Source organism: Mycobacterium sp. NGS29 (assembly GCF_059812965.1).
Window position 1 is genome coordinate 15,021 of record NZ_JCALDR010000015.1, and the last position, 15,960, is coordinate 30,980.

The following is a 15,960-nucleotide window of genomic DNA, read 5'->3' on the forward strand; positions in this document are numbered from 1 at the left end:
ATCCCCAGTGCCGGCAGTGTCGCCGTGCGCTGCCCGACTGCACACGTCGCCACGCCCCGGCAGCGTCCGCCGCTGCTTACCCCGCCCGCCCGGTCAGCGTGAGGGCCAGACCATGGATTTTGGATTGCTACCGCCTGAAGTCAACTCCAACAGGATGTTTCGCGGTCCGGGATCACAGCCGATGCTGGCCGCGGCCACCGCGTGGAATGCGCTGGGATCGGCGCTGTATTCCACCGAGATCTCCTTCGTCTCAGCAATCTCGGGCCTGCGCAGCGAGGTGTGGCACGGGCCCGCGGCCACATCGATGGCCGAGGCGATCCGGCCGCTGTTGGCCTGGATCGCCACAGCGTCCATCCGCGCGCACCACACCGCAGCCCAAGCCAGGTCGGCCGTCGCCGCCTACGAAACCGCGTTGACGGCCATGGTGGTGCCGACCCAGGTCACCGAGAACCGCGCCCGGCTCCGTGCGCTGGCCGCGGCCAACCGCCTCGCTCAATGCACACCGGCGATTGCCGCGGTGGAAGCACGCTACAGCGAGATGTGGGCACAGGACGCCCACGCGATGTACCGGTACGCACGCCACGCCGCGATGGCGACGCGACTGCTGGCCTTCCCGGTGCCCGACGCCGCGGGGACCCCGGCCGCTGACAGCGGCAGGTCGGCGCCACCCGGCGTCCAGGCAGCGCTGTACGGGGCGGTACCGCAGGCACTGGACCGGCTCGCCACACCCACGGCGCCGGACGAACCCCTGTCGGCGCCGGGCACCGTTGATGATCCCGCGGATTGGGACTCCTCGAGTACGGCGTCGCCGATGTCAGCGGTCGCCGCGCTGGCCTCAGAGATCGCCGAACCCGACACCGGTCGCCGCGGCACACGCGGTCTGCCGCTGCCGCTGCCGGTGCAGGCGTGGTTCAACGGGTGCCCCGCGCCCGGGGGTCGGCGTCTGCGCGCTACCTGCACGCCGGCGACACCCGACACACAGTCCCACCTCGGGCCCGCGGCCACGGTCGGCGGGCTCTCGGTCCCGCAAGCCTGGGTCGACACAGCACCACCGCGGCCCGCGGCGATCGTTCACCTGCTCGCCAGCCGCTTCACCCCCACACCCCATCGAACCCCGTAGAACACCCCCGACCACGCAATCCGGCGCAGGCCCGAAGCTCACGCGCCGACATCTCGCCCACTTCGCTTGGAGAAACCGATATCACTATGGACGACACCTGTTCCACCACACACGACGTCACACCCCACACCGCTCCGGTGCGCGGAGCGCACTGGCACCGCGACGCCCGCTGGGCCCGCCGGCTGTCCTGGATCAGCCTGACCCTCATCGTCGCTGAAGGAGCCGTCGGGCTATGGCAAGGCATCACCTCCGGATCCATCGCGCTGACCGCGTGGGCCCTGGGCAGTGCCCCCGAGGCGCTGGCCAGCCTGGTCGTGATCTGGCGATTCAGCGGCGCACGGACCCTGTCCGATACCGCCGAATCACATGCTCAGCGCGGCGTCGCGGTGTCGTTCTGGCTTACCGCCCCCTATGTTGCCGCCGAATCCGTGCATCACCTCATCAGCGACCACGAACCTCACATCACCACCCTGGCCATCACGGTCACCGCCGCCGCGCTACTGCAGATGCCCATCCTCGGCTGGGCCCAGCACACCTTGGGCGCCCGCCTCAAGTCCGCGGCCACCATCGGAAAAGGCACCCAGAACTATCTGTGCGCCGCGCAAGCCGCCACCGTATTCATCGGTCTGGCAGCGACCGCGGTATGGCCCGACGGCTGGTTCCTGGACCCAGCGATCGGCCTCGGTATCGCCGGCATCGGTGTCTGGCAAGGAGTACGGGCCTGGCGCGGACACAACTGCGGATGCTGACCGCGACGAATCGGGCAGAACCAGTTACCGATCACAGGTTCATAGCCACTTCGCGTGACCGTACATTCGCGTATGCGCTTCGGACGCGACGCTTTCTGAATGTGCTGTCGATGTTTTCAGCCGCTGCGCATCGACAGTGCCGCCTCCGGCGCAGGGTGTTGAGGACCTCACAACTGGTTGTCGATGCAAGCAATCACCAGGGTGGCTAGCGCTGCGACTCGCCTCTCCTTCGGCGGTTCGGTTTTTGGTAGGCGTGCCAGACCTGGAAACGGTGGGCGCTTCCCGCACACGGATTCGGGACGGTCGTCGCACGCTGGTTGACGAGGGGTGCTCCAGGGTCGACCGCAGAGCCGGGTAATGTTCCCGCGCGCGGATCCGCCGCTGCCACCGACGGCGGCCCCGCCCGCGGAGATGGTGGTCGCGTTACCGCCGGATCCGCCCGCGCCTGTGCCGCCGCCACCACCGTCACCGCCCGTCGCCATGGCCTTCGATGTGTCGCAGCGCCGCGGTGGGGGTGAATTCCGACAGCGGCGTTATCGCTGAGGCCGATTCGGACCCTAATGGCACGCGCCGGTATCCCGCAAGATTTGTGTTAACGGTTTTCATTTGCACTATGCAAAATCGGTGTGGATTGCTGCACGTGCTTCGCTATCAGCCAAAGACAATGAATGTCATGTGCAGAAAGTAACCAGCAGAGAAGGGAGCGACCCGCGTTTCGTTGCGAATATTGGTGCCACGGAACTTTGTGTCAGCATATCGACAGCGAGATACGGCAATGCCTGCCCGCCGATTTTCTCGGGCACTCCTTCTCAATTACCGGCACGCCCCCGTGAGGCGGCATTGGCGAATTGCCGCGCGACCTGAAGTCGTTGTGAAACGACGGCACTTGCCGAGCCCGACCCCGCGGGCCATGCCCCTGCCCGGCCACCGACCGGTTGAGACACTGACGGTCAATCGCGAGCCATGGGTTTATCGGCCAGCATGCACGTGTGTTGCCCATCGGCGCCGATGACGCCGGCCCTCTGTGCCCGGCGTCGTCAGACACCCCCCCGCGCCCTCACGCCCTGACCTGGACCAGGCTGCGTCGACTCGGCGCTGGCAGCTGCGCTGGGGCACGTTGCGGGGACGGAAAGCGCGCGGGTCGATGTCGACGTCGACCGATCCGCCGACGCAAGTCTGGGCGGGGCATTTGCCAGCCAAGCGATCCGCGCGACCGCGGACTCGAACCCCAGCGCGGTCCGCGACCACGCCCGGCGCGTGGCGACTGCCACGACAAATCGCAGCGACGACCAGCTGCGGCTGGCGAGACCTTCATGGTGAAATGTGACACCGCTCCGCCCGGAAAAGCCCCAGAGTGTTCTCACCACCATCGCCGTGACGCCAGACTTTTGCGTTCGCCGGCGATTGTGGCTGCACGCGACTCCACTCGTCTGTCTTCGTGCGTGGCTTAGCGCAACGATTCAGTGTGGCACCGAGAGCGAATATGATCAATGGATCGCCGAACGGGCGGCGTTTCCCGCATATGTGTACCATGAGATATATATGCGACCGATAGGCGCGCGCCATCGTAAACAACGTCAGCGCATCAGAAGGAAATGATTATCATGTGCCTCCAAGAGGCCGCTCTGATTTCTGGACCAACGCCGTGAGTCAACCGCTTTTCGATCATGGTTTTCACATCCAACACATATCCCAAATGCGACAACATCGGAGCATCGGGAAAAATGCGCTCCCTAGAAATGATTGTCATTACGGCAACGATGCGGGTTCTCGTGCGACGACGCGATTTCGCATATCAGTAAATTAATCAAGATATGTCGATATTGCTATATATTTCGGCTACGGTCGGCGGTAGGTAAACAGCAGGTGCCGGTCAGGCAGCGACGAAGGAGGACACGATGATTCCGCAGGTGTTGGCGGGCAAGGTCGCGGGAACGGTTTTCACCGGTTTGGTGGGGGTCAGTGCCTATGAGGTGGTCCGCAAGGCGGTGGGTAAGGCGCCGGTGCGCCGGACCACGGTGGCGGTCACGACGTTGGGTTTGCGCGGAACACGCCGGGCCGAGGTGGCCGCGGAATCTGCGCGGTTGAAGATGGCCGATGTCGTGGCCGAGGCGCGTGGCCGTCTCGGTGAGGAGTCTCAGCCGCCGGCGGCTGTGGCGGCTCACGATCACGACCACTGATCGGGTGATGATGGTGGGTGCCGATGATGCCGACACGGTCGTCGTATCGGATGCCGCGGGGCGGATGCGAGTCCAGGTGCCCTGGGTCCGCAACGACGCGCGGCGGGCGGTCGCGGTGGAGGAGTCCGTCGGCCGCCGGGGTGGTGTCCGGGCAGTGCACGCGTATCCGCTGACCGGGTCCGTGGTGGTGTGGTATTCACCGACACGCTGCGATCGTGTCGCGCTGCAGGCGGCCATCGGCGAGGCGCGAGCTGTTGCCGCAGAGCTGATTCCGTCCCGCACACCGCGCTCGGCGGACGTCCGCAATACCGAGGTGCTGCGGATCGTGATCGGCGGGCTGGCCCTGTTTCTGCTCGGTGTGCGCCGCTACGGATTGCGCCGGCCTCCGCTGCTAGGCGCCAACGGGCAGATGGTCGCGACCGGGGCGACCATATTCATGGGTTATCCGTTCTTCCGGGGTGCGTTGCGTTCACTGCGCGACGGGCGGGCGGGCACCGATACGTTGGTGACCGCGGCCACGGTGGCCAGCATGGTGCTGCGGGAGAACGTGGTGGCCCTGACCGTGCTGTGGCTGCTCAACATCGGCGAGTATCTGCAGGATCTGACGCTGCGGCGCACGCGGCGCGCCATCTCGGATCTGCTGCGCGGTACCGCGGACACGGCGTGGATTCGCACCGACGGCGACACCGAAGTGCAGGTGGCGATCGACACCTTGCAGATCGGTGACGAGGTGGTGATCCATGAGCATGTCGCCATCCCGGTCGATGGCAAGGTGATCGACGGTGTGGCGGTCGTGGACCAGTCCGCGATCACCGGCGAAACCCTGCCGGTCAGCATCAGTGCCGGCGCCACCGTGCACGGTGGTTCGGTGGTGATGCGCGGCAGGCTGGTGGTACGCGCCACCGCGGTGGGCAACGAAACCACCATCGGCCGCATCATTTCCCGGGTCGAAGAGGCCCAGCACGACCGCGCCCCGATCCAGACCGTCGGCGAGAACTTCTCCCGGCGCTTCGTCCCCATCTCGTTCCTTGTTTCGGCGATCACGCTGGCCGTGACCGGGGATGTGCGGCGCGCGATGACGATGCTGCTGATCGCCTGCCCCTGCGCGGTGGGTCTGTCCACGCCGACGGCGATCAGCGCGGCGATCGGTAACGGCGCCCGGCGCGGGATCCTGATCAAGGGAGGATCCCACCTCGAGCGGGCCGGTCACATCGATGCGATCGTCTTCGACAAGACCGGAACCCTGACCATCGGGCGCCCCGTGGTCACCAACATCGTTGCCCTGCACAAAGACTGGGAGCCTGAGCAGATCCTCGCCTACGCGGCCAGCTCGGAGATCCACTCGCGGCACCCACTGGCGGAGGCGGTGATCCGCTCCACCACCGAACGCCACATCGCCATCCCGCCGCACGAGCAGTGCGAGGTGCTGGTCGGGTTGGGCATGCGCACCTGGGCGGACGGCCGGGTTCTGCTGCTGGGCAGCCCGACACTGCTACGCGAAGAGAAGGTCCGGGTCTCGGCGAAGGCCACCGAGTGGGTCAACAAGCTCCGCGCGCAGGCTGAGGTGCCGTTGCTGCTGGCCGTGGACGGCACGCTCGTCGGTGTCATCAGCCTGCGCGACGAGATCCGGCCCGAGGCCGCCGAGGTGCTCAACCGGTTGCGCCACAACGGAGTCCGCCGCATCGTCATGTTGACCGGTGACCATCCCGACACCGCCGAGGTGGTCGCGCGCGAACTGGAGATCGACGAATGGCGCGCGCAGGTGATGCCGGAGGACAAGCTCGCCGCAGTCCATAAACTTCAGAGCGAAGGGCATGTGGTGGCGATGGTGGGCGACGGGGTCAACGACGCCCCGGCGCTGGCGACCGCCGATCTGGGTATTGCGATGGGCCTGGCCGGCACCGATGTCGCGGTGGAGACCGCCGATATCGCCCTGGCCAACGACAACCTGCGGCGGCTGCTCGATGTCCCTGATTTGGGCGCCGAGGCGGTCAAGGTCATCCGACAGAACTACGGGATGTCCATCGCGGTCAACGCCGTCGGCCTGCTGATCGGTGCCGGTGGAGCATTGTCGCCGGTACTGGCCGCGATCCTGCACAACGCGTCGTCGGTGGCCGTGGTCACCAACAGCTCGCGGCTGATCCGGTATCGGCTCACCAACGGGCGGCCACAGCTCACGCCCGCCGAGGGCGACATCAAGGAGTTGGCCTGCGCCGGTGACTAATTCACCCACCAGCGACCGGGAGCGGGGTTCCTCCATCCACAGGCTCCTGTCGCGCCGGCAGGTGGGCTCCGCGATGTCGTTGCTGATCGGCGCGGTGCTGCTGCCGTTCGCCGCTGTCCTCGCGTCCCCGCCGGCCGCAGCCGATGGCACCGACGATGCGTTCATCGCAGCCCTGCAGCGACACGGGATTACCGTCGCCAACCCCAACACCGCGATCGCGACAGCGCACAGCGTGTGCAGCGATCTGGACGCAGGGCGGTCGCGGACATCACTGGTGCTGCCGCTGGCCAAAGCCGCCAACCTCACCGCCCATGAAGCGGGCTTTTTCGTCGGCGTCACCGTTGCTTCTTTCTGCCCGCAGTACGCCGACGACGCCGGATAGTCAGCGGCCTCGCTGTCACGTAGAGTTCTGCATCGGAGAGGGCCTGGCCCTGGCCTTCGCCCTGTGACCGATGACCACCCGCAGGTGGGAGTCTCCGGTGGGTATGGCGGCGGTCCGCCTTTCCTCCCGGCGGAGTGAACGAATCCTTCACCAACAACCGGATTGAGAGGTCCCCGGCGGGCGGTGTGCATGCCTGCCGAGACTCTGAGATCCGCCGGTCGTCGTTGCCGCGGCACGGACCGACAACCCCCTCGAACGGCGGCCGTCCGCGCTGTCGGAACCTCGATGCTCGACGCGGTGAGTGAGACTTACCTCAAGGCGCGGCGGTCGGCGTGAAAGTGCGTGTAGGCGCTCGTCAGCACACACACCGCGGCGGCGGCGGCGAGCATCTGGGATCCACTGACGATCAGGCTGATACCTCCGCCGGTCGCAGCGCCGGCGATGAAGCTCCCCCACAGCAGGAAATATCCGAGCCAGTCGGTGGCGCGTCCGCCGCTGAGGTGACGTTCGATGCCCTGGCCCAGTTTGACCAGCGTGCCCGTGGCGTAGCTCAGCGGGATCGACACCTCACCGTTGCTGACGAACGAGGTGTTCAATGCGCCGATCCCGAAGGCAACGAACAACACCGGCACGAAAGACACGTTGGTGGTCGACCATCCATCCACCTGGACGTCCACGACAGCGGCCAGCACCAGAAATGCCGCGGCCAGCACGGTGGGGCCGTGCGGGTGATTCAGCCACAGATGCCGCCGACACAGCGACGCGATGACCACGCCGGTGACGAATGACACCAGCAACAGACCCGCGGTGATCGACAGCCACTGCTCATTGCGGAAGACTCCCAGCACCGCCCGCTCGCTGTTACCGGTCATGAACGTGACGAAGTAGCCCGCCGAGTGCGTGAAAGCCGCAGCACCGATCAGCCCCGCCACTGCCGCCAGGATCCACGACAACCGGGCCTCACGGGAGAACACGTCGCCCACCGCACGCGGCCGCATCACTAGTTGCTGCTGATCCGATCGCGCACCTCGACGGTCAGCCAGCACCACCTCAATGTCGCTGGGATCCAGTACGGCCCGCCCGCACCCACTGCATTTGCGCACGCTGACCCCGAGCAGCGGCCGCGCACCAGCGGGATCCAAGCATCGCTCACAGAGCCGTGTGCCTCCCACGCCGTGTGGTTGCTCGGTAGCCATCTGCCTGGTGTGCCTTTCTGTGAAATTCCTCGACTGCCGTTGACGAATCCAGGACCTCGCCCGCCGGGCAGCCCGGCGTGAACCAGCGCTTACCCGTTCGCGGAGCGGTGCACTGGGCCGTGCGCATCGTCGCAGTGCGGGTCCCCCTCGGCGACGCCGGCGTCGACGGACTTCGCCTGATCGAGTTGCAATGTGGTGTGGGTGATCGCGTATTCATGGGCCAGCAGGTGCGCCAAATCGGTCCGGGTCGCGTGGTAGTCGCAGCCGGGGGCGATGATCACGTGGGCCGACAACGCCGGCGTACCGGACGTGATCTCCCAGACGTGCAAATCGTGGACTTCGATGACCGCGTCGTGATCGGCCATGGCCCGTCCGATCAGCTCGGGATCCATGTCCGCGGGCGCAGCCTCGAGGAAGACCAGGCTCGCCGCGCGCACCAGCCCGATGCCGGCGCGCAGCATCAGCGCCACCACGATCAAGGTAGCGATCGCGTCCGCACGCGCAAAGCCGGTGACCACGATGACGACCCCGGCCACCGCGGTGGCGATGAAGGCGAACAAATCGTTCAGAATGTGCTGGAACGCGCCCTCAACATTGAGGCTGGATCGGTTGGCGCGGCTGATCATCCACGTCGCCGCGATATTGATGACCACACCCACCAGCGCAGTGATCAACACCAGCATGCCGGTCACCTGGGGTGGCTCGATCAACCGCCGGACCGCCTCGTAGCCGAGCCAGCCCGCCAACACCAGCAACGTCATACCGTTGGTTTGGGCGGAGAGGATCTCCACCCGCTTCCATCCGTACGTCATGCGCCCGGCTGCCGGCCGCGCCGCAAGCCGAATCGCCCACAGTGCCAGCGCAATAGAGGCAGCGTCGGTCAGCATGTGCGCAGCATCGGAGAGCAGCGCCAGGGATCCGGCGATGATCCCGACGACCACCTCACCGATCATGAACGCAGTAATCACCGCTAACGCGCCGGACAACCAGCGCTGGTCGGCGTCCGGCGACGCGTGCCCGTGCCCGTGTGCATGCCCGTGACCATGACCAGCGCCCATGACTACCGCCTTCCTCGATGCGTCCCGTGTTCACCGGACACACGACTCAACATATGCAGAGATTGCAATGTATGCAATAACCGTTGGGGAGACGACGGGTGAACGGACGGGAAAATCCGCGTCGCCGCGGTCCGTACCAGCGCGGTGCGCAGCTGCCCGGTCAGCTGACGTTGGGGTAGAGGCCAAGCAGCTCGGCAGGGGTGACGAGTTCCCCCTCCTGCACGCCGAGCTCGATTTCCTTACGCAGCGTTGGGCTGCCGGCCGCATGTTGCTCCTGACAGAGGCAACTCAGCGACTCAAATGGTGAAGGCATCGCGGCTGCCAGCGAAGCACACGCAATAGCTGCCGTCACGGCCATTGCGGAACAAGCGGAAATGGTAACGGTTTTCGTAATCATCAATTGGTTACTTTCGAATCGGTTACCCAATGTACTGTAGTCGATTTTCCTCAGCAGGAAACATGTGCCTCAGTATTGAGCCCGGCAGTCGCGGGATACATACCGCGCGCAATGGGACGACTTTCCCGCGGGATGACCCGCATCGCGGGAACGACGGGCGGTGGGCGGGATCATCGGCATCGGCCAGGCGGCACTGCGTCGCCGGACAACAGTCGCAGCTGCGGTGTAAATGATTGTTGTAGCGCATGATTCACACTCGGGCTTGCTGTGCCCGCACATCGGGGCAGCGGGCCGGCCGCGCCTCGGCAGCCGCCGCCCGACCGCACGTCGTGGGCCGTGGTTCGGGCGGGACACTCCCCCAATGGCCGGTTCGCCATTTCTCGGCGATATGAGATCTGCATCAATTAACGATTATGAATGTCATTACCGGCGGTGTGTGGTTGGTGTCCGCACGCGGTGCGTCGATTGCACCTGAACAGCGGCGGGATCGCCGTCGTGCGAAGCACCGTATTTTCCACCTGCGGATTTGCGCAGGGAATATCTCGTCGGTGAAAATGGCGGGGTGGCCGAGGACGCTGACTTGAGGCAAGCCCGGGTGCTCGCAGGGCTGTTGCAGGCGACGATCGCCGACCTTTCGCAACGGTTGGAAGCACCGGCGACCCCGCCGCGGCGCGCGCGGAGCCTGCGCAGGGCGCACCCACGCCAGCCGGTCAACTCGTTGCGCCACGAATTCCATGAGGCGCACCGACTCCTCGACGGCCTCTATCGCCGCTATCCCGAGATGGTCGCGGGTCTGCGCCCGCCCCGCGAGGGCGTCGACACAGACCGGGCGCATCAGCCACCGAGGCACCCTCGCCCCAGCCCGTGACGCTGCTGCCGACTGAGGTGCGACGAGCCGCCGCGGTGACAGGGGTGCCGAAGCCTGGCGATCCCGGGCTGGGCCCGGGGACCCGTGCCGACTGTCACGTCGGCCACCATGAATCCCGCGCTCAGGCACAGGGCCATCGCCAGCCACCGACGGTCGGCATCGGCAGACGCGTGATGGTGACGGCCGCGCCCATGGCGATGGGCGGCATGCGCGGACGCCGCCGGCGCAGCTGCTGGAGCCTCATCGCCATTTCTTTCCCTCGGCACCAATCGCCCTGACAAGCAACGATACTGAGGCAGGCCGACACCGCAGGTTGCCGTTGAGCACTGCGCCGGCAGTTGACCGACTCAGCATTCTGGTGTTGCAGCACAGCCCTTTTCATCGCGACGTCACCATTCTCCCACCTGGGCACCCGTCGGCAACGGCATGCCGCAGCAGTGGGAGCGCTACCGCATCGCTGCCCGGCGGGATCACAAGCGCTGCCGCAATTATCATCAAGCGCCCGGGGGTAGCACCGAACGCTACCGTGCGCGAACTGCTTTGCGATTCCGACCACTGTTCAACCTTGCTCGACCGGACGCCGAGCCCCACTCATAGCGACGGTAGCGACACATGTCGACCGCGAGGTGAACGCGCAATGTTGGGCAGCTTTGGCTTCCGCTTCGGCCGCGGCTATGTCGCCGGCCCCGTGCGGCCGGGTGCCCGCGGTAAACGTAGGAACAGGCCGCACCGGCTCTAGCGGCTTCAGTCGAGTAGTCCCAGCCGTCGGCCTTTGTCAAGTAGGCCAATGTGCGGCCATAGCGGTCAGTGCGGTCCTGCGTGGGGTCGGGGGTCAACGTGACTCGCTGCCCAAGAAGCGTTTCGCTCGCGAACGCTGCGGTCGCCGTGCCCAACGGGGAAGTCTCCGTACGTCCTGCCACCGAAAACGCACCGACCACCGTCGTCGTGGATCGCCTCAATGTGGAACACGATGGCGCCGAACGTAAACCGGTATACCGACACAACCCCATCGGCCCCTACGCGAATTACTACAGTTGGGCGGATCTCGCCAACCTGCTGCGCGTCGACATCCCCTGGTGGTCCCCATTGGTCAGTGACCTCGACGCCATGCTGACCTGGCACCCCGGCGCTCCCGTCACGCGGATCGCCCCCTACCTACCCCGACTCGACACCGGCCACATCACCGCACTGGCCACTCCCGAGGCCACCACCGACGTGCGCGGCATCATCAACAAACTGGCCAACCGCGTCCTTCACCAGATCAACGGAGGCGCACGCCATGACGCCATGTGCCTCACGCCCGGGCTCGTCCACGCCGCGATAAGCCCTATAGATCCCACCCAGCCGAAACCCACACTGACCGCCGAGGAGGTCGCGGCACTCCTGCACCACCGAGCCGACCAACACACGGCCCGGCACGCCCTACGGGTAACCCATCACTGGGATTTCCGACCACATCTTCTGACCTACGTCATCGAAATCCACCGCGCATCGGCCACATCGGCAGCCCGCCAATGGATTTCCCGACTCACCGACGTCGACCACACCCGCCGCACAGAACTGGGCTTCTGGTTCGTCAACAACTACGTGCCCAGGCGCGTCCACCCAACCCGCTGGCTCACCGACCCCGACAACCCGCACACCTGGGCTATTCAAGGAGACGACGCCACCATCTACGCCGGCGTCGGAACCTTCACCCCCGGCGCCCAAGGCCAACTCCGCCGCGCCGAGATCCACGACGACGCCGCCTTCTTCTGGGACACCGCCCAACACATCTGGCCACTCCCTGACGCCGGCTTCAGCTACTACGGCACCGGCTACGACGGCGGCGGCCCACGAAGACTCGTCGAGACCCTGACCACCCTCATCGACGATGCCGCCGCAGACGTACACACGCCGCCGACCCTGAACGGCGAGAATGCCGCCCTACACAACGCCCTCCACCAACTGGTAACCAAACAACACGCACCAATCACGATCACCGCCAGCTTCATCGCCACGGCGTTAACAGGGTCACCGCGGGGGTGAGGTCGAGCCGGGTGCACAGGAGCGCTTACAGGTTGCGCGGACCAGTCCGGTCCTCGCCGAGCGCCCCGATCTGCGACGGCGGCTGTACCTGTGCGGGCATTCATTTCTCACCAGCTCGTCTCAACCGCCAACGCGAGTGTGGTTCTTGTTCGCTGCACAACACGACACGTAAATGGTTCGCCCGCCCACAGCAACTACCAACACGACGCCCACCAGCTCGGCCTGAAGACATGCCGGCGGCTCCCTTGGGGGTGGTCGCCAATCGTCCACGGCGGCAGTGGGATCGGCGCAGATACGCTGACTCGAAGCAGCGTCATGGTGTACACCTTCAGACCACGCGAACACTGGACCATTGTTTGGGTGGGCCGGGTTTAGTGGTAGGGGTTAGACCACTTTGGAGGTCGAATCCCACGGCACTATCGCAGACGAAATGCGGGCCGAACCGCGTCTTTGAGAAGCCGTAGTCGGCGACGAAGCTGTACATGGGCACCATCTCTTGGATGGCACTGCTCACAGGGTTGGTCACGATGAAGGTGAGGGCCGGATCGGGATCCGGCACGGCTGGAAGCCATACCACCATCGCCGATCGGCCCACTGTGGCGCCGCGGCTGCGTTGAATCTGGAACTGCCGAACGCGGCGCTGGATCGCGATCATCTGCCTGGCCGCGTGGTCGAGTCCGAACCGCTGATGGATCGTTGTCAGGGTGGCCTGGCAAAGCCGTTGGACCGCTGGCTCCAAAGGCACGCCGATCGCCTGGTACCGGTAATCGGAACCGTACAGCGGCACGACCAGATCGTTGGACCGCATGAATCGGCTTTCTGCGTGATGCGCAGGCGCACCGGTGGGCAGGGAGTTGGAGATCGCGAACATCAGAACTTCGCCCTCGCCGGGTGGTGATCCCGCAACCACCATCGTCAGCGGGCGCCTGGTGAGGTCGGTCTGAGACATCAAGTGAGAACCTGCCTGCTGCAACGCGTCCACCGCGTCGCCGAGAGTGCGCGCGCCGCGCAGGCACAGCGCAATCCACTCAGAAATCGGGTGCAGCTGGTGGGAGTCTGTATAGGCGATGCCGCTGAAGCCGATAACTATATGTCCGCACCAGATAACCGCTTTATTGGCTGTCGAGGAATGCACACGCCCGTGGACGTCGGTCAGCTGTCTATCAGAGACCTGCAGCACGCCTCGCGGAGTCAGCAATGTCTGGACCAAGGTCATGACGAGAAGCCTGCACCCCGATGGCGGCATCTTCCAATGGACCGGTCGAACCGTTCGCTGATGACGTACGCGTGCGCTGCATCGACTACGCGCTCAAGCTCAGCCGGGTGCTCCTGGCTTTCAGTTACGAACTACGACGGTGCCCCGCAGCCCTGATCCTCACGAGGGTGACACCGGGGCTCCCACGGCGTCACCTGACATGGGGCGGCCGTGCGAGGACACCGCGTCGAGGTAAGCATCGTGGTACTTCTGCAATGCCATCCTCTCAATCGTGAACTTCTCGAGGATGCTGGTTACGACAGGCCTGCCGACCAGAGTCGATGCGATCCGATCGTGGGTCCAGTGCCCGAAACTCATCATGTCGATACCGAGCGCCTGGCGCGGATATTCGCGCGCCTCGCTGATGTCGTTACGTACCGCTTCCAGCTCGGTCTCAAGCCGCCGTAGCGCCGAATTCATGTTGCGCAGGTGCCGATCTCGTTGCTCTTCCAGCACTCTCACACATTCAGCCCACGTTGGAACACCACCTTCGGGGAAGTAGATGTGTCCAGCCCGACCGCGGACTACCTGCGGCAACAGCCCGTCGCTCGCCATCAGTTTCAGGATATCCGCCGGTATACCGCAGCTCTGCGCCGCATCCGACAACTTCACGATGTCCGTATCAGCCACGGCGCCCACACCTCATCGAGCCCCAGCCATCGTCGCCGCCTTCCTGATGATCCAGTCGCACTTCAGCGTCCCACGCCCCGCGACACCAACCAACAGTCACGCTGCGACACCAGTCGACTCGTCAAGTCGTCAAATCGAAAGTGAACGTTCCCAGGCGGCGGGCCGGGCTCGCCCGCCAGTCGCGACTCGGGCACACCTACGGCCGGACTACCCCAACATGTCAGACCCCCTAGCCATCCTTGCAGTTATGGATACCGCTAGCGACTATGTCGTCGTCGACGTCGAGACCTCAGGCACCAACCCTGCAACCGACCGGGTCCTCAGCATCGCTGCCCTCACCGTCAGCCACAACGGGACCGTCGGCCGCACCCTGCACAGTCTCCTCGACGCCGGCGTAGATCCCGGTCCCACCAACATCCACGGCCTCACGGCAGCGATGCTCACGGGACAACAGCGATTCCGCGACATAGCCCCGACTCTGGCGCGGCTACTGCGCGGCCGAATCCTCGTCGCCCACAACGTTGCCTTCGACTACGCCTTCTTGGCGGCAGAAGCGCGCCGCAGCAACACCACGTTGCCCGTCACTTCGGTGCTATGCACGGTAGAACTCTCGAAACTGCTACACCTTGAACTCGACAGCCTGCGGCTGGCGTCGCTCGCCCATCACTGGGACGTGCCACAAACAAAGCCCCACGATGCGCTTGACGACGCTCGCGTTCTGGCCAGCATCCTGGCCTATTCACTCGCGCGAGCGATGGCCCTGAACATCCGCCTGCCGCTGCGTTCGCCGAGCACGTTGCAACTGCCAACCTTCTCCGATTTCACCACCCGCGCCGCTTGATACCCCCAACGATTGGCCACGGTGTCGCCCTCACGCGTTACCGTCACCAACCATGCGCCACAGTGCCGTCCGAAGGCCTTCCGCGAAATACCGGATACCTGCCATCGCAGCAGCTGCCGCGACCGTGGCGGCGTTGCTGACCATCGGCATCCGCCCCGACCCAGCCGTCACAGCCGGCTCCACCTCGACCGCCACCCACACCGAACTTTCGGAGGTGCTCGCGAAAGTCACTGTTGTCGACGTTATTGCCCCTCTTCCGGGCTACCAACGCGGGTGTGGGGTCGACAAGAAGACCGGAGTGCGCGAGGCGTGTGTTTTTGGTCCCGCCTGGAATGACCCCCTTGACCACAGCGGGTGCGATACCCGCAACCGGCTAATTCGCCTGTCTCTCAGGGATATCGAATACAAACCCGGGACGCGTGGATGCAAGGTCACCGCCGGGCGCTTGGACCCAGATCCATACACCGGCCAGACTATCGACCTCGCACACGTGGCGGTGGACCACGTCATCCCACTGAAGGTGGCATGGAATGCCGGCGCTGCTCACTGGGATCTCCGATTACGCCGCATCTTCGCGAACGATCTAACAGAACTCATCGCGGTGTCCAGCTCGGCGAACAGCCGAAAGGGTGACTCCACCTTGTCCGAATGGATTCCCGAAACAGGCAAGTGCCGCTACGTAATTCGTTTCCTCACCGTCGCCGCCAAATATCATCTACCGATCACTGTGAAAGACCGTTCGGCTGCCACGGCAGCTTGTCTTAACACCTGACCCAACGGTGTTACTGGGCCGCGTGGGGTTCGCCAGCGACACCCACCGCAATACGAGCGATCGTTCAGGGACACCGCCAGGTCAGCCGAGGAACGGATCCGCGCGGGGCAGACCTCGGACGACAATCTGGCATTGCTGCCCGTGCCGTGATGCAGGCTGCATCACCAGCGGGCCCCCCAACACCCGGCAATCCGCACAACTTCCTGCGACAGGGCACACCCGCGCCGCCAGCGTTCCGACGCTGGCTTCGGCCTGCTACG

Annotated in this window: 14 protein-coding genes; 9 read left to right on the plus strand and 5 right to left on the minus strand. The window is 65.3% G+C overall.

Annotation, left to right across the window (positions count from 1 at the left end; genetic code table 11):
• Positions 1–112: 112 nt before the first annotated feature.
• From AC5Y5Z_RS18975 to AC5Y5Z_RS18995, 5 genes are all read left to right on the plus strand, one after another.
• Positions 113–1,120 carry a PPE family protein gene (locus AC5Y5Z_RS18975; protein ID WP_133437195.1) on the plus strand — a complete coding sequence of 336 codons (1,008 nt, stop codon included), beginning with the start codon at positions 113–115 and terminating at the stop codon, positions 1,118–1,120.
• Between the two features lie 86 nt (positions 1,121–1,206).
• Positions 1,207–1,869, plus strand: coding sequence for a cation efflux transmembrane domain-containing protein (locus tag AC5Y5Z_RS18980; RefSeq protein ID WP_133437194.1), 663 nt, complete (start codon positions 1,207–1,209; stop codon positions 1,867–1,869).
• 1,898 nt (positions 1,870–3,767) lie between these two features.
• Entirely contained in the window at positions 3,768–4,049 is a 282-nt protein-coding gene (locus tag AC5Y5Z_RS18985; RefSeq protein ID WP_133437193.1) for a DUF1490 family protein, read from the plus strand.
• A gap of 10 nt (positions 4,050–4,059) precedes the next feature.
• Positions 4,060–6,273 (plus strand): heavy metal translocating P-type ATPase, encoded by a 2,214-nt coding sequence (locus AC5Y5Z_RS18990; protein WP_133437223.1) that lies wholly within the window; start codon positions 4,060–4,062, stop codon positions 6,271–6,273.
• A complete protein-coding gene (locus AC5Y5Z_RS18995) occupies positions 6,266–6,655 on the plus strand; it encodes a DUF732 domain-containing protein (protein WP_240743937.1) in 390 nt (129 codons plus the stop codon). The genes AC5Y5Z_RS18990 and AC5Y5Z_RS18995 overlap by 8 nt, the downstream gene beginning before the upstream one ends.
• Before the next feature lie 308 nt (positions 6,656–6,963).
• On the opposite strand, the gene AC5Y5Z_RS19000 is transcribed toward AC5Y5Z_RS18995, so the two are convergent.
• From AC5Y5Z_RS19000 to AC5Y5Z_RS19010, 3 genes are all read right to left on the minus strand, one after another.
• A complete protein-coding gene (locus tag AC5Y5Z_RS19000; protein ID WP_133437221.1) occupies positions 6,964–7,653 on the minus strand; it encodes a YoaK family protein in 690 nt (229 codons plus the stop codon).
• A gap of 287 nt (positions 7,654–7,940) precedes the next feature.
• A complete protein-coding gene (locus AC5Y5Z_RS19005) occupies positions 7,941–8,909 on the minus strand; it encodes a cation diffusion facilitator family transporter (protein ID WP_133437192.1) in 969 nt (322 codons plus the stop codon).
• 160 nt (positions 8,910–9,069) lie between these two features.
• Positions 9,070–9,222 carry a hypothetical protein gene (locus AC5Y5Z_RS19010; RefSeq protein ID WP_499926917.1) on the minus strand — a complete coding sequence of 51 codons (153 nt, stop codon included), beginning with the start codon at positions 9,220–9,222 and terminating at the stop codon, positions 9,070–9,072.
• A gap of 646 nt (positions 9,223–9,868) precedes the next feature.
• Between AC5Y5Z_RS19010 and AC5Y5Z_RS19015 the strand changes: the two genes are divergently transcribed.
• Both AC5Y5Z_RS19015 and AC5Y5Z_RS19020 read left to right on the plus strand, forming a co-directional pair.
• Positions 9,869–10,174: a hypothetical protein gene (locus AC5Y5Z_RS19015; protein WP_133437190.1), complete on the plus strand. Its 306-nt coding sequence runs from the start codon at positions 9,869–9,871 to the stop codon at positions 10,172–10,174.
• Between the two features lie 885 nt (positions 10,175–11,059).
• Complete coding sequence (locus tag AC5Y5Z_RS19020; protein WP_240743967.1) at positions 11,060–12,202, plus strand: hypothetical protein; 1,143 nt, start codon at positions 11,060–11,062, stop codon at positions 12,200–12,202.
• Positions 12,203–12,530: 328 nt separating this feature from the next.
• Here AC5Y5Z_RS19020 and AC5Y5Z_RS19025 read toward each other — a convergent pair whose 3' ends face one another.
• Together AC5Y5Z_RS19025 and AC5Y5Z_RS19030 are read right to left on the minus strand one after the other, a co-directional pair.
• Entirely contained in the window at positions 12,531–13,418 is an 888-nt protein-coding gene (locus AC5Y5Z_RS19025; RefSeq protein ID WP_133437188.1) for a hypothetical protein, read from the minus strand.
• 159 nt (positions 13,419–13,577) lie between these two features.
• Entirely contained in the window at positions 13,578–14,087 is a 510-nt protein-coding gene (locus AC5Y5Z_RS19030) for a DNA-binding protein (RefSeq protein ID WP_240743939.1), read from the minus strand.
• A 247-nt stretch (positions 14,088–14,334) separates the two neighbouring features.
• On the opposite strand from AC5Y5Z_RS19030, the gene AC5Y5Z_RS19035 reads away from it, so the two are divergent.
• Both AC5Y5Z_RS19035 and AC5Y5Z_RS19040 read left to right on the plus strand, forming a co-directional pair.
• The gene (locus AC5Y5Z_RS19035) at positions 14,335–14,928 is read left to right on the plus strand and encodes an exonuclease domain-containing protein (RefSeq protein ID WP_133437186.1); all 594 of its coding nucleotides are present in this window, start codon (positions 14,335–14,337) and stop codon (positions 14,926–14,928) included.
• Positions 14,929–14,980: 52 nt separating this feature from the next.
• Complete coding sequence (locus tag AC5Y5Z_RS19040; protein WP_133437185.1) at positions 14,981–15,700, plus strand: HNH endonuclease family protein; 720 nt, start codon at positions 14,981–14,983, stop codon at positions 15,698–15,700.
• Positions 15,701–15,960 lie beyond the last annotated feature (260 nt).

What these genes read in the sequence shown, in the direction of transcription:
- AC5Y5Z_RS18975 (WP_133437195.1), top strand. Translation starts at nt 113, where the DNA reads ATGGATTTTGGATTGCTACCGCCTGAAGTCAACTCCAACAGGATGTTT.
- AC5Y5Z_RS18980 (WP_133437194.1), top strand. Translation starts at nt 1,207, where the DNA reads ATGGACGACACCTGTTCCACCACACACGACGTCACACCCCACACCGCT.
- AC5Y5Z_RS18985 (WP_133437193.1), top strand. Translation starts at nt 3,768, where the DNA reads ATGATTCCGCAGGTGTTGGCGGGCAAGGTCGCGGGAACGGTTTTCACC.
- AC5Y5Z_RS18990 (WP_133437223.1), top strand. Translation starts at nt 4,060, where the DNA reads ATGGTGGGTGCCGATGATGCCGACACGGTCGTCGTATCGGATGCCGCG.
- AC5Y5Z_RS19000 (WP_133437221.1), bottom strand. Translation starts at nt 7,653, where the DNA reads ATGCGGCCGCGTGCGGTGGGCGACGTGTTCTCCCGTGAGGCCCGGTTG.
- AC5Y5Z_RS19005 (WP_133437192.1), bottom strand. Translation starts at nt 8,909, where the DNA reads ATGGGCGCTGGTCATGGTCACGGGCATGCACACGGGCACGGGCACGCG.
- AC5Y5Z_RS19010 (WP_499926917.1), bottom strand. Translation starts at nt 9,222, where the DNA reads ATGCCTTCACCATTTGAGTCGCTGAGTTGCCTCTGTCAGGAGCAACAT.
- AC5Y5Z_RS19025 (WP_133437188.1), bottom strand. Translation starts at nt 13,418, where the DNA reads ATGACCTTGGTCCAGACATTGCTGACTCCGCGAGGCGTGCTGCAGGTC.
- AC5Y5Z_RS19035 (WP_133437186.1), top strand. Translation starts at nt 14,335, where the DNA reads ATGGATACCGCTAGCGACTATGTCGTCGTCGACGTCGAGACCTCAGGC.
- AC5Y5Z_RS19040 (WP_133437185.1), top strand. Translation starts at nt 14,981, where the DNA reads ATGCGCCACAGTGCCGTCCGAAGGCCTTCCGCGAAATACCGGATACCT.